The organism is Fontisphaera persica, assembly GCF_024832785.1.
GTDB classification, from domain to species: domain Bacteria; phylum Verrucomicrobiota; class Verrucomicrobiia; order Limisphaerales; family Fontisphaeraceae; genus Fontisphaera; species Fontisphaera persica.
Genome location: NZ_CP116615.1, coordinates 1,655,761 through 1,668,635, shown reverse-complemented (window position 1 = coordinate 1,668,635; position 12,875 = coordinate 1,655,761). Strand labels below are relative to the sequence as shown.

The window sequence follows — 12,875 nt, the reverse complement described above, 5'->3', positions numbered from 1 at the left end:
CGGGAGCCGTTGTCCCGGCCACCGCAAAGGTCCCGCAAGGCAGACCACCAGCGCCGCCAACCCTCCCGTGCCGGGGTTTTGGGACTGGCGGGCATGGGCTGTATGGCGGGAGGAGAAGAGGACATGAGAGCCTTTCCAGTTAATCTTTTGCCTTGAGGCCGAGCAATTTTCTTACTTTGTCGCCTGCCCGAATGAATTTCACGAGCACTGGGGTGGGCCAGTGGCGGATTTGGGTGTACCACTGGGACATGGTTTCAAAGAAGTCGGCCAGCTCGCTCAAGCGGTTCATGGTGTAGGCATCCACCTTGGGGTCTTTGGCGGCTTCCAGCAGGCAATCACGCAAGACGGTCAAAGTGGGGTCCAGCTCGCGTTTTTTGCGCTCATCCAGGACCACCCGGAACATTTCCCAAACGTCCCGCATGGACTCGAAATGGTCCCGTTTGTCGCCCATGACGTGGACCAGACGGACAATGCCCCAGTTTTGCAGCTCTTTAAGGCTGGTGCTGACGTTGGAGCGCGCCACGTTCAGTGTGGCGGCGATGTCTTCCGCGTTCAGGGGGCGGGGGGAAATGAACAGCAGGGCATGAATCTGGGCCACGGTCCGATTGATGCCCCAGCGGGCGCCCATTTCACCCCAGTGGAGGATGAATTTTTCCTGAACTGGCGTCAGCGTAATCATATTTCGATAATTTCTGTCTATTCAGAAATTACTGCATATTCCATTATTTTGCAAACAATCTTTATTGGTTGCAGCCCTCCTCCTCCTGCCGGTGCTCCTCGGGGTGCACCAACTGGGGGAATAATCCGCCGGGCGCTGACCGGCGAAGCGCGCGCCGGGCATTGCCATTCCGCCTTGCCTTGGGCCGGCGTCCGTTTTAGATTGGCGTCATGAAAAAAGTCGCTGTCCTGCTTTCCGGATGTGGAGTATTTGACGGGGCCGAAATTCACGAGTCGGTGCTGACGCTGCTGGCACTGGACCGGGCCGGGGCACAGGCCGTTTGCGTCGCGCCGGACATTCCCCAATATCATGTGATTAATCATCTAACCCGGCAGCCTGTCCCCCAGGAAACGCGCAATGTGCTGGTGGAGTCCGCCCGCATCGCGCGGGGAAACATTGTGGCCTTGAACCAATTAAAGCCCAAAGAGGTGGATGCGGTGATTGTGCCCGGCGGTTTTGGCGCAGCCAAGAACCTGTGCACTTTTGCGCTGGCGGGGGAAAACTTTGAGGTGCATCCCCAAGTGGCCAGTTTTCTGCGGGAGGTCCACCAACTGGGCAAGCCGATTGGGCTGGTGTGTATTGCACCGGCGATTGCGGCGAAGCTGTTTGGGCCGGAGAAGGTGGAATTCACCATTGGCAACGATGCCGGGACGGCACAGGCCTTGAGCAAACATGGCGCCAGCCACGTCAACTGCACGGTCTATAACGCCGTGGTGGACCGGCGGCACAAGATTGTCACCACGCCCGCGTACATGCTGGCCGGGCGCATCACGGAGGCGGAGGCGGGCATCAATAAACTGGTGCAGGCGGTGCTGGAGATGGCCTGAAGTTCCACGCTGACGAGCTTATGAAAAAATCACTGGGCGGTCGGCCCCTTTTGTTTCCCACGCCGGTGCTGGTCATTGGCACGTATGACGCCGACGGCAAGCCGAATGTGGCGGCGGTGTCGTGGGGCGGGATATGTTCTTCGGATCCGCCGTGTGTGGCCATTTCGCTGCGGCGCGTGACGCATACCTATGCCAACATTGTCGCGCAAAAGGCCTTTACCGTGAATCTGCCCTCGCATGACCAGGTCAAGGTGGCCGATTATTTTGGGCTGATTTCCGGCAAATCCGTGGACAAACTGGCCAAGGCCAAAATGACGCCAGTCAAGAGCACGCTGGTGGCGGCGCCTTACGTCAAGGAGTTTCCGCTGGTGCTGGAGTGCCGGTTGCGGCACACGGTGGAGATTGGGCTGCACGTGCAGTTCATTGGTGAAATCCTGGATGTGAAGGCCGACGAAGCCGTCCTTAATCCCAATGGCCTGCCGGACATCAAAAAAGTCAACCCGCTGATATTTGACCCCGCCACCCACAGTTATTTCAACGTGGGGATGTTTGTGGCCGATGCCTTTTCCGTAGGAGAATCCTTGAGATGACCAAGAGAACGAGCCGTCCCTGGTTGGATGTGTCCGTGCCGTTGCGGCACGGCATGGTGCATTGGCCGGGGGACCCGGCCGTGCAAATCCGGCGCGTTAAAAGCATCGGGCCGGACTCCAGTTGCAACTTGACGCATCTGGACATGGGCGCGCACACCGGCACCCACATGGACGCGCCCTTGCATTTCATTGCAGATGGTGAGGGGATGGAGGCCCTGCCGCTGGACGCGGTGATAGGCCCGTGTCGTGTGATTGCCATACGGAATCCGGAGGTCATTCCCGTGGAGGAGTTGAAGCGTTGCCGGTTGCGCCGGGGGGAGCGCGTGCTGTTCAAGACGGCCAATTCCGAGAAGTCATGGAATCGCCCGGATTTTGACCCTGCGTTTGTGCATCTGCCGGCGGCAAGCGCCCAATACCTGGTGGATTGCGGCGTGCGTACGGTGGGGGTGGATTATCTGTCGGTGGGTGGCTATAAGAAAGATGGCCGTCAAACGCATCAAATCCTGTTGGGGGCGCGCGTTTGGTTGATTGAGGGGCTGAATTTATCAGGAATCAAACCCGGCCGGTATGACCTGATTTGCCTGCCCTTGAAGATTGTGGGCAGCGATGGCGCCCCGGCGCGGGTGGTGTTGCGGGCGCGCCGCTGAGGAGTTCGCTAGAGGCGCGGTTGAGGGGGTTCGGGGGCAGGGCCAGTTTGTCCTACGAGCTGGCTGACCACCTTGAGAAACTCCTGGGGCTTGAAGGGTTTGCTCATGAACCAATCCACAGGCCGGCCGTCCACGCGGATGTCTTTTTCCTCCACCGTGCCGCTGACCAGAAAGGCCTTGGTGGAGGGGGAGAGCCGCTTGCACTCGGTAAGAAATTGCACGCCGTTGATGAGTTTGGCCCCCATGGAGAAATCACTGATGACCAGCCGCGGCTTGACTTCCGCGGTGCGGAAGGCGTGCAAAGCGGCTTCGCCGGAGTCAAAGGTGAGGAAGGACCAGCCCGCCGATTCGAGCAGCATGGCCGTCAGTTGTTTCAAGTAAGGATCGTCCTCGGCCACGTAGATGGTGACCGGCGCTGGCCTCAAGGGTTCTTTTTGGGTTTGTGTTGTTTGCATCGGGTGCAGGTGATGGTGGCGCACCATGCGTTGACCACCGCTGGCATTGCTCCAGCCTGCCCGCCGTACGGGCGATGCTCGAGGCCATCCATCCTGCCGCTGTGCGTGCTAATTATGTGTCAAAGACAATCAATCAACAAATAAATTAGCAACTTTCGCGCCATTCTTAATTTTGACTAATTTTTCTGCCCATCAACGCGGGCGAATGAGCAATTCTTCAAGGATGGCGCGGGGCGGCAGTTGAATGGCCAGCAGGACGCAGGCGGCGACGTCTTCAGGTTTCAACATGCGCGCCCGGGCGCTGGCGTCGGGAGGTTGGGGACGGCGGTCGAGAAGGGGTGTGTCAATATCGCCGGGCAGGATGGCGCAGGCACGGATACCGCGGGCGCGTTCTTCGGCATTGATGGCCTGGGTGAGGCCGAGCAGGCCGAATTTGGACATGGAATACGCCGGGCCGGCTTTGGGACTGGCCTGGCGGGCGGCGTCAGAAACTACATTGACAATCGTACCTGAACCGCGCCGCCGCATGTCTGGCAAGAACGCCTGCACACAGTAATAAGCGCCGTGGAGGTTGGTGTTGATCATCAGGTGATAATCCTCGGGTGAGAGGATTTCCAGACTGCGGCGGGGCACATTGGTGCCGGCGGCATTGACCAGCACTTCCACCGCCCCCCATCGGTCCAGCACGGCGCGGCCCATGGCGGCCACGGCTTCGGCATTGCCGATGTCGCAAGGGAAGACCGCCATGCGTGCCGCTTCCGGGCCGGCCAGGCGCAAGGTTTCTTCCAAAGCGGCGGGGCGGCGGCCCACCATGGCCACTTGCCAGCCTGCACGCACGAGGGCCAGGGCTACAGCCTGTCCCACACCGCTGCCGGCGCCGGTGACCACGGCGTTTTTGCATGAGTTCATAGCGGGGCGGGCTTAGACGCCAATCAAGGCGCGATAATCGGCAGCATTCATGAGCTGGTCCAATTCCGCCGGATTCGCGGGCTTGAGTTTGACCAGCCAGCCGCCTGTGTAAGGCTCTGCATTGACGAGGCCGGGGTTTTGGGTCACGGCAAGGTTGACCTCGACCACTTCGCCGGTGATGGGGGCGTACACATCGCTGGCGGTTTTCACCGATTCCACCACGGCGAAAGCTTCGCCTGCTGTCACTTTTCGGCCCACGGCCGGCAGCTCCACAAACACCAGCTCGGTTAATTCGTGCTGGGCATGGTCCGTAATGCCCATGACAGCGAGGCCGTTTTCGATGCGAATCCACTCGTGGGATTTGGTGTATTTCAGCGAGTCGGGAACGTTTTGGCTCATAGGGGTACTGGAGGTTCAACACCCGTTAATCATGGGAGTTTTGGTTGGAGGGAATTTGGACAAATGGTTCTCAGGCGGCAGTGGCCGGCCGGTAAATGGGTTTGGGCACGATTTCGGCCGGAATTCTGCGGCCGCGAATTTCAATTTCGACGATTGTATGGGGAAGGGCATAGGCGGCTGGGAGGTAGGCCATGCCGATACCCACACCCAGGGAAGGGCTTTGCGTGCCACTGACCACCTGGCCCACCGGGCCGCTGGAGTTGGGCACCCATAATGGATAACCGGGGCGGGGTGGCGGCTGTTTTTCAGGCATTTTGAACGCCACACACCGGCGGGACACGCCTTTGCGCTGTTGCTCCAGCAGAGGGTCGCGCCCCACGAAAGGCCCCTTTTCCAGCGCTACAAAGGGTTTCAACCCCGCCTCCAAGGGGGTGGTGTTCTCGTTCAGTTCATGGCCGTAGAGTGGATAACACATCTCGGTGCGCAAGGTATCGCGTGCCCCCAGGCCGGCGGGTTGCAAACCAGCGGCGCGTCCGGCGTCCAGGCAGGCTTCCCAGAACGACTCAATCAATGAGGCGCAGGTGTAAACCTCGAAGCCGTCTTCACCGGTATATCCCGTCCGCGAAACCCACACCGGCATGGCTTCAAAGGAAAAGCGGCCAATTTGATTTTTTTTCAGGTCGGTGACGCGGTTGGCGGTGGTCCCGGCGGTGCTGGGGCCTTGAAGGCATAAATTGATGAAGTGGACAACCGCCGGTCCTTGCACGGCCACGGCGCCGGTAAGGTCTGATTGGTTTTCCAAGATGACTTCGGCCCGGTCGGCAAACGCCTGCCATTGGGCTTGCATCCAGTTCCAGTCCGCTTCAATGCGGGAGGCATTAATCACCAGGAAATAATCATGTTCAGCCCGGCGGAAAACATAAAGGTCGTCCACCACGCCGCCTTGGGGATTGCACATGAGGGTATATTGCCCCATGCCTACACTCAATTTATCAAGGTCATTGGTCAACAACACATTAAGAAAGCGGGCTGCCGCAGGGCCGTGGCAGCGTACTTCGCCCATGTGGGAGATGTCGAAAATGCCTGCCGCTCGCCGCACGCAAAGATGCTCCTCCACAATGCTGGTGTATTGCACGGGCATCTCCCACCCGCCAAACTCCACCAAGCGGGCCTGGCGCCGCTGGTGAGCGGCATAAAGCGGCGTGCGTTTCAAACCGTTCATAAATGATAAATCCCTGTTACCTGCCGGTAACGCGTGAAAGGCTAAAAAAGCATGCCGCCGTTGGCAATGGCAAATCTCATGCCTGCATTCTGATTCTTCGCCTGCTGGGAAGCCGTCGTCCACCTTGTTGGCGAGAGCAGGTTACTGCGGGTGACCAGGCAGGCGCCCATCGTTTCAAAATCCTGAAACTTTCCCTTGACGCGGGGATGGCTTAACCGTATTTTGCGGATGTTGGTATGAGTATGCTTGGACAAGTGCATCTGCTGGTAGTCGCCGTAATCGGCGGCGCCGTGTGCGCTTGTCGAAGCTAGGGAACACCGCTTTTCGACAAGAACCCACGGCCCAGTCGGTCGTGGGTTTTTTGTTAGCCCGCGACCTTGGGCCAACAAAACCCAAAACACAACATGAGCAGCAAAACGACAGCAGCAACCCTGCGGAAGAAGGCTCCGGCGCGCCGCCGCGCGGAGGTGGGACGGTTAATGCAAGGCAGTGAAATTTTCGTGGAAGCGCTGGAGCGCGAAGGGGTGGAATTGATTTTTGCCTATCCCGGTGGGGCGAGCATGGAGCTGCACCAGGCGCTTACCCGGTCCAAGCAAATCCGGACCATTCTGCCCCGTCACGAGCAGGGCGGCTCGTTTGCGGCCAGCGGATATGCGCGGGCGACGGGCAAGGCGGGCGTGTGCATGACCACCAGCGGGCCGGGGGCCACCAACCTGGTGACGGCCATTGCCGATGCCTACATGGACAGCGTGCCCTTGATTTGCATCACGGGTCAGGTGGTTACAGCCATGATAGGGCGGGGTGCTTTTCAGGAAACGGATGTCTTTGGCATGACCCTGCCCATCGTCAAGCATAGTTACCTAATCACGGACATTGCTGACATTCCACGCATCGTCAAAGAAGCCTTTCACATTGCCCAGACCGGGCGGCCGGGGCCGGTGGTGATTGACTTCCCCAAGAATATCCAACAGGCCAAAACGCAACCCGTCTGGCCCACGGAAGTGAATCTGCCGGGTTATCCGCCGCCGCCGGAGCCGGACGAGGTGGCCTTGAACGAAATTATTGGCCTCATTGAAAAGGCCGAACGGCCTGTGATTTATTGCGGGGGCGGCATCATTACTGCCGACGCCCATAAAGAATTGTTGGAGTTTGCCGAGCTGACGCAAATACCGGTGACCACCACGCTGATGGGGATTGGTGGTTTTCCGGAGACGCATCCCTTGTCCCTGCGCTGGCTGGGGATGCATGGTGCGGCCTTTGCCAACTGGGCGGTGAACGGGGAACAACGCAAAGAAAAACGTCCCGACGGGACCGAGCAGGTGGTGACGGTGGCGCCCGGGGCGGATTTGTTACTGGCGCTGGCGGCGCGCTTCGATGACCGGGTGACCGGCAAATTCGACAAGTTCTGCGAGCATGGCACCATTGTGCATATTGATATTGATGCCAGTGAGCACAATAAAAACCGCAAAGTGCATCTGGCCATCCAAAGTGACATCAAAGTGGCCCTTTCACGGTTGGTGGCGATGATTAAACGGCGGGGGATTCGGAAGCGGTTTGATGCCTGGCATCAGCAGATTGCGCGGTGGAAAGAAAAGGCGCCATTCCGTTATCAAATCACCGAGGAGGTGCTGCGCTCGGACCACATGCGGGACCACCTGCAGGGTCACGAAAACGAGGTGATTCTGCAGCAGCATGTCATTGAAGTCTTGTATGAATTAACTGGTGGCGACGCCATCATCACCACGGGCGTGGGCCAGCATCAGATGTGGGCCGGGCAATGGTATAAATACACCCGTCCGCGGCAATTTATCACCAGCGGCGGGTTGGGGGCCATGGGCTTTGGCTATCCTGCGGCCCTCGGCGTCAAAGTGGCGTTTCCAAATAAGGAAGTGATTGACATAGACGGCGATGGTTCTTTCCTGATGAATGTGCAGGAGCTGGCCACGGCGCACATTGAAAAGATTCCGGCCAAGGCCATCATCCTCAACAACCAGCACCTGGGCATGGTGGTGCAATGGGAGGATCGTTTCTACCAGGGCAACCGTGGCCATACTTACCTGGGGGATCCGGAAAAACGCGAAGCGATCTACCCGGACTGGGTGACCATTTGCAAGGGCTTCAATGTGCCGTGCGAACGGGTCATGTATCGCAAGGACTTGCGGGGCGCCGTGGAGCGGATGCTGGCCTCCAAGGAACCGTATGTCTTGGATGTGATTGTGCCTTACACGGAGCATGTGCTGCCGTTCATTCCTGCCGGCCGCACCGTCGCGGACATGATCATCTAAGTCAGCCCGCAATTCAGGGAAGCGCCATGAAATTAAATGCGGTCCTGAAGGATTTGCCGGTTTATCAACCCGGCCGTCCCATCGAGGAGGTGGCTCGCGAGCTGGGATTGCCGGCGGATGACATCATCAAGCTGGCCTCCAATGAAAACCCGCTGGGGCCATCCCCCAGGGCCTTGCGAGCCATGGCCAAGGCGGTGCGGCAGGTCCATCTTTACCCGGATGGGAATGCCTATTACCTGAAACAAAAAATGGCGGCTCGGCTGGGGCTGACACCAGGGCATATACTGCTGGGCAACGGCTCCAATGAGATCATCGAGTTCATAGGCCACGCGCTGGTGGAACCCGGGGTGGAGGTGGTGGTCAGCCAGTATTGTTTCGCCATCTACCCCATCATCACCAAAATGTTTGGTGGCACCGTGGTGGAGGTACCGGCGAAAAATTATGGCCATGATTTGGCGGCCATGTTGCGGGCCGTGACGCCGCGCACGCGTGTAATCTTCATTGCCAATCCCAACAATCCCACAGGCACGCGGGCCTCCAATCGAGCCTTGCAACAACTGGTGCGAGAAGCGCCGGAGCATGTACTGGTGGTGTTGGATGAAGCCTACATTGAATTCCTCGAGGACCCGGCGGATTTCCTGCCCCTCCTGCGCGCTGGCAAACAGAAAAATCTGATGTTGATGCGCACCTTCTCCAAAATCTACGGTTTGGCGGGGCTGCGATTGGGTTATGGTTTGGGCCACCCGGAAATCATCGCGGCTCTGGAGAAAATCCGCCAGCCGTTCAACATCAACAGCGTAGCCCAGGCGGCGGCGTTGGCGGCTTTCGACGATACCCGGCACATCGAGCGCACGCGGCGGGTGAACCGCCAGGGGCTGGCCTATTACGCCGAGGCTTTTGATAAAATGGGGCTGGAATATGTGCCTTCGTCCGGCAATTTCGTGCTGGTGCGAGTGGGGGAGGGGCAGCGCATGTTTGAGGCGCTGCAACGGCGGGGCGTTATTACGCGGCCCATGGGGGGGTATCGTTTGCCGGAATGGTTGCGCATCTCAGTAGGGACGGCTGCGGAGAATCGGCGCTGTGTGGCGGCGCTGAAAGAAGCCCTGGCCGAGATGCGTTCCAACTAACATTGCTTATGTCTGCGTCCGCCCCAGGCAGGCTCAAACAATGGATGGCCACAGTTTGCCTGAACTGCCCGCTTTGCCGGCACGCCCGGCGGACACAGCAGGGATGGGCTTATGACCTGGTGAGGAAGGTCGAACATCGGGCCTGTCCCTTTTGCCGTGCCTATGCTGAGGTAACCGGCAGGCCAGCCTACGAATCCCCGCCGCGAAAGTTCCGTGCTTCTTAGCGCAGCCGCACTTTGATTACGGCTTGTTGAATGGTTAAGAAGGAGCCGCGGCGGCGCGGCACCAGAAGCTGGAGACTGAGGGAATCCCCCGCCTTGCGGGAATGGAGGATTTTGGCCGTGGTCACCACGTCGCCAACGGCTTCTTCTTCAACTGCGAGGACAATCATGCCCCGTTCCAGTCCGGCGCGTTCAGCCGGACCATCTTTTTCCACCGCCGCCACCCACAAACCGCTGCCGGATTGCAATCCCCAACGCTGGGCCATTTCAGGAGTCATTTCCTGCAACGTGGCACCCAGGTGGCGTTCAATCAGCTTTTCGTTGAAGAAACTTTTTTCCGGAATCAGACGCACGCGCACGACCTCCTCCACGCGCCCCCGTTTGACGCGCAGAGGCACTTCCCGCTCCTCACCGCTGCGCAGCAACAGCCGGTTGAACTCGATGAAGCTGTGCACGGGCTGTCCGTCCACCGCAAGAATCTGATCGCCCTCTTTCAATCCGGCTTTTGCGGCCGGGCTGCCTTCCATCAGGTTGGTCACGGCCAGGGGATAGGCGCCAGGTTTCACGCGCGCCCCAAACCACAGCCCTTTCAAGTTTTCGGGGGTGAAACTTTCGGACAGGGCTTCGGAGACCATTTTGATGGGGATTGCGAAGCCGATGCCCTGGCCTTCACGGTACACGGCGACATTGATGCCGATGAGTTCACCACGCAGATTGACAAGCGGACCGCCACTATTGCCCGGGTTGATGGCGGCATCGGTTTGCAGCCAGTCGGCCACGTCCATGGGTTCGTTGCCAGTGAGCGGACGTCGGTTTTTGGAGCTGAGGATGCCCCGGCTCACCGAGCCACCGAGGCCGAAGGGATTGCCCAGGGCAATGACAGTTTCGCCCAGCAACAAATCGTCATCGGCGGCAAAGCGGACGGCGGCAAAACGTTCGCCGGGCTTGGCGCGAATTTTCAGCAAGGCAACGTCGCTTTTGGTGGAAGTCACCACCCGGTCGCATTCATATTCACGGTTGTCGGCAAAGCGCACCATGATGCGGCTGGCCCGGCGCACCACATGGTCGTTGGTGAGAACATAGCCTTCTTCGTCAATCACCACGCCGGAGCCAAGGCTGTATTGCCGTTGGGGCATTCGGCGGTAGTACGGGTCATAAAACTCCCGCAGCAGGTCTTCCAGGGGATGGCGTGTGGGCACCACGGTTTCGGTGGCAATGTTCACCACGGCGGGCATCACCTTCTCGATGGCAATGACCGTGGCATCACGCCGCACATCTTCTGCTGCGTGGAGCGGCATCAGCATCAGGCTGGTTGCCAGCCACGTCAGCCCAAACCAGGCATTACGTTGCATGAGGGCAGATTAAACTGCTTTTGCCCATAATACCAGCCAGCACTCCACGGCAGGGGGATGGGCAGGCCGGCACTCAGGGGAGCACTTGCATGATGGTGATTCAGGCAACGGGGTGTGCCCCAAAAACAGGAAGGCGGCTCTTCCTGTGGCTGGGCATGCCTTGTGCCTTGAAAAGCGGCCATGCCACCTATATGCTGGCTTCTAATGAAACCCCAGATGATGCCTTCCTGGCCGGATGCCACCATGCACATGGCGGCACAGTTTGAAGACCGTCCGTTAAGCCGCCGTGCGGCGCTGCAAACCACCCTTACCGCCACCGCTGCCGTCATGGCCGCAGCCACCGCCGCACCAGCACAGCCCGGCCCCGCCGCCAATCCACTGCGTGCCTCGCCGACGCTGTACAACATGAAAAAGTCCATCAACCTGTGGGCTTTTCCTTATCCGGAGCGGATGAATCTGCGCCAATGTTTGCAACTGGCCAAAGAGGCAGGTTTTGATGCCGTGGAACTTAACTATGATCTCGACAATGATCTTTCGCCCAAGGCAACGGCGAAGGATTATGCCGCCATCCGTAAAATGGCGGAGCAGATAGGCATTGCCATCAGCGGTCTGTGCAGCTTCCTTTTCTGGCCTTATCCCTTGACCAGCAATGATCCGGCCAAACGCGCCCGTGGTTTGGAACTGGCGCAGTTGATTGCCATGGCGGCGCACGATTTGGGAGTGGAGAATGTGCTGGTGGTGCCGGGTGCCGTGCACATTCCGTGGCGCAACGATCACGAGCCGGTGCCCAATGATATTTGCGACCAGCGCGCCCGCCAGGCGGTGGGGCAATTGCTCAAAACCGCTGAGAAATTGGGAGTCTATCTCAACATCGAAAACATCTTTTTCAATGGCTATCTCCTGTCGCCCTTTGAAATGAATCAGTTTGTGGACTCCTTCCAATCCGAGCATGTCCGAGTGCATTTCGACACCGGCAACATCATGCAGTATCAATTTCCGGAGCATTGGATTCCCGTTTTAGGACACCGCATCCGCAACACGCACTTCAAGGAATTCAGCAAGAAGTCCACGGATCATTCGCTGGAGACTTTTCGTCCGTTGCTGGACGGCACCACCAACTGGCCGGCCGTGATGGAAGCCCTCCGAAAAGTAAATTACACCGGTTACCTGACCTTTGAGTATTTCCACCCTTATCAGCATTATCCGGAAGCGCTGATTTACCACACCAGCGATGCCCTGGACCGCATTATGGGACGCAAAGGTTGAATGAAGGGCAGGGGTGTCCCAACTTGGGACAGATTCCCGCCATGAGGTTCAAATTAAATTTGGACAGTCAGCCAGGCCAACTGTCCAAATTTTGGAGGAACTTATGCGGTTCCACCAGCCGGGTGGAGGCTCACCTGCTTTGGGTGGTCAGCACAGCAGGCAAGCGCCGCATAAGAAAGTGTCTAAGGCGCAGTCACTTGGGCAAGTACCCGAGATGTAACATCAGGTAGTAAACGCACACCACTTCCAAGGTGGCAAACACCACGAAGCTCGCGGTGACCAGCCACCAGTTTAGAATTCGCATCATCTTTTTCATGGCATCCTCACCTATAAGGCGCATGTTCGTCACGTTCATGGCCGATAGGTGAGCAAGCGGCGTGCCAAAGAAGAAAACGGCTCCTTGGGGCGATTTACTTGCCCAGTTCGTTGGCAAGTTTCAAGGCCCGGCGCAATGAGGCTTCGCTGCGTTTTTCCATCTCATTGCTCAGGGTCCAGTGGTATTTCCAGATGAGGTTGTTCTCGTTGGGTATGGACGGGTCCACCAAGTTCATCGTGCGTTGAAAATCGTCCACCAACTGGCGGTCACTCAGGCGGGTGACATTATCAATCAACCGACTGAACAGGCGCTGGGCTTCGTTGGTATAGCCTCGCGAATGCAGAAGGATGAAAGCCTCGCGCAATTCCACGCGGCGGTCTTCGTTGAGGTGGTATTGGCGAATCACCATGATGCTGCAAAACACCAGCATCACCAAAAACAACCAGGCGTAACGATATCGCTGTAAAAAATACATGGCATTTTCGAGGGGCCACCCTTTGCGGCGTCAGCCCAAAGCTCAATTTCCATAATGTGGACGTAA

14 protein-coding genes are annotated in these 12,875 nt (G+C 58.3%); 6 read left to right on the top strand and 8 right to left on the bottom strand.

Translation table 11 applies throughout. The annotated features are described in order from the left end of the window. Positions 1-139: 139 nt before the first annotated feature. Positions 140-679: a GbsR/MarR family transcriptional regulator gene (locus NXS98_RS05820; protein WP_343214138.1), complete on the bottom strand. Its 540-nt coding sequence runs from the start codon at positions 677-679 to the stop codon at positions 140-142. Between the two features lie 209 nt (positions 680-888). Here NXS98_RS05820 and elbB point away from each other — a divergent pair, with 209 nt between their 5' ends. From elbB to NXS98_RS05805, 3 genes are read left to right on the top strand one after another with little or no spacing between them, the layout of a single operon-like run. After that, positions 889-1,545, top strand: a complete 657-nt coding sequence (gene elbB / locus NXS98_RS05815) for an isoprenoid biosynthesis glyoxalase ElbB (RefSeq protein ID WP_283847532.1) — start codon at positions 889-891, stop codon at positions 1,543-1,545. Between the two features lie 20 nt (positions 1,546-1,565). Further along, complete coding sequence (locus tag NXS98_RS05810; protein WP_283847531.1) at positions 1,566-2,135, top strand: flavin reductase family protein; 570 nt, start codon at positions 1,566-1,568, stop codon at positions 2,133-2,135. Next, on the top strand, positions 2,132-2,782 hold the full coding sequence (locus tag NXS98_RS05805; RefSeq protein WP_283847530.1) for a cyclase family protein: 651 nt from the start codon (positions 2,132-2,134) through the stop codon (positions 2,780-2,782). The genes NXS98_RS05810 and NXS98_RS05805 overlap by 4 nt, the downstream gene beginning before the upstream one ends. Before the next feature lie 8 nt (positions 2,783-2,790). Here NXS98_RS05805 and NXS98_RS05800 read toward each other — a convergent pair whose 3' ends face one another. The 5 genes from NXS98_RS05800 to NXS98_RS05780 form a co-directional block, all read right to left on the bottom strand. After that, positions 2,791-3,237 (bottom strand): response regulator, encoded by a 447-nt coding sequence (locus NXS98_RS05800; protein WP_283847529.1) that lies wholly within the window; start codon positions 3,235-3,237, stop codon positions 2,791-2,793. 192 nt (positions 3,238-3,429) lie between these two features. Beyond that, entirely contained in the window at positions 3,430-4,146 is a 717-nt protein-coding gene (locus NXS98_RS05795; protein WP_283847528.1) for an SDR family oxidoreductase, read from the bottom strand. Positions 4,147-4,158: 12 nt separating this feature from the next. Beyond that, the gene (gcvH, locus tag NXS98_RS05790) at positions 4,159-4,545 is read right to left on the bottom strand and encodes a glycine cleavage system protein GcvH (RefSeq protein ID WP_283847527.1); all 387 of its coding nucleotides are present in this window, start codon (positions 4,543-4,545) and stop codon (positions 4,159-4,161) included. A 70-nt stretch (positions 4,546-4,615) separates the two neighbouring features. Continuing rightward, the gene (gene gcvT / locus NXS98_RS05785) at positions 4,616-5,767 is read right to left on the bottom strand and encodes a glycine cleavage system aminomethyltransferase GcvT (protein ID WP_283847526.1); all 1,152 of its coding nucleotides are present in this window, start codon (positions 5,765-5,767) and stop codon (positions 4,616-4,618) included. Between the two features lie 41 nt (positions 5,768-5,808). Continuing rightward, positions 5,809-6,168 carry a hypothetical protein gene (locus tag NXS98_RS05780; protein ID WP_283847525.1) on the bottom strand — a complete coding sequence of 120 codons (360 nt, stop codon included), beginning with the start codon at positions 6,166-6,168 and terminating at the stop codon, positions 5,809-5,811. A gap of 3 nt (positions 6,169-6,171) precedes the next feature. Between NXS98_RS05780 and NXS98_RS05775 the strand changes: the two genes are divergently transcribed. Beyond that, the gene (locus NXS98_RS05775; RefSeq protein WP_425499938.1) at positions 6,172-8,052 is read left to right on the top strand and encodes a thiamine pyrophosphate-dependent enzyme; all 1,881 of its coding nucleotides are present in this window, start codon (positions 6,172-6,174) and stop codon (positions 8,050-8,052) included. Positions 8,053-8,078: 26 nt separating this feature from the next. Further along, a complete protein-coding gene (gene hisC / locus NXS98_RS05770) occupies positions 8,079-9,179 on the top strand; it encodes a histidinol-phosphate transaminase (RefSeq protein WP_283847524.1) in 1,101 nt (366 codons plus the stop codon). A gap of 220 nt (positions 9,180-9,399) precedes the next feature. Here the strand turns inward: hisC and NXS98_RS05765 are convergent, their stop codons facing one another. Next, positions 9,400-10,752, bottom strand: coding sequence for a trypsin-like peptidase domain-containing protein (locus NXS98_RS05765; protein ID WP_283847523.1), 1,353 nt, complete (start codon positions 10,750-10,752; stop codon positions 9,400-9,402). Between the two features lie 204 nt (positions 10,753-10,956). On the opposite strand from NXS98_RS05765, the gene NXS98_RS05760 reads away from it, so the two are divergent. Beyond that, entirely contained in the window at positions 10,957-12,018 is a 1,062-nt protein-coding gene (locus tag NXS98_RS05760; protein WP_425499937.1) for a sugar phosphate isomerase/epimerase family protein, read from the top strand. Between the two features lie 410 nt (positions 12,019-12,428). Here the strand turns inward: NXS98_RS05760 and NXS98_RS05755 are convergent, their stop codons facing one another. After that, the gene (locus NXS98_RS05755; RefSeq protein WP_283847522.1) at positions 12,429-12,809 is read right to left on the bottom strand and encodes a hypothetical protein; all 381 of its coding nucleotides are present in this window, start codon (positions 12,807-12,809) and stop codon (positions 12,429-12,431) included. Between the last annotated feature and the right edge of the window lie 66 nt (positions 12,810-12,875).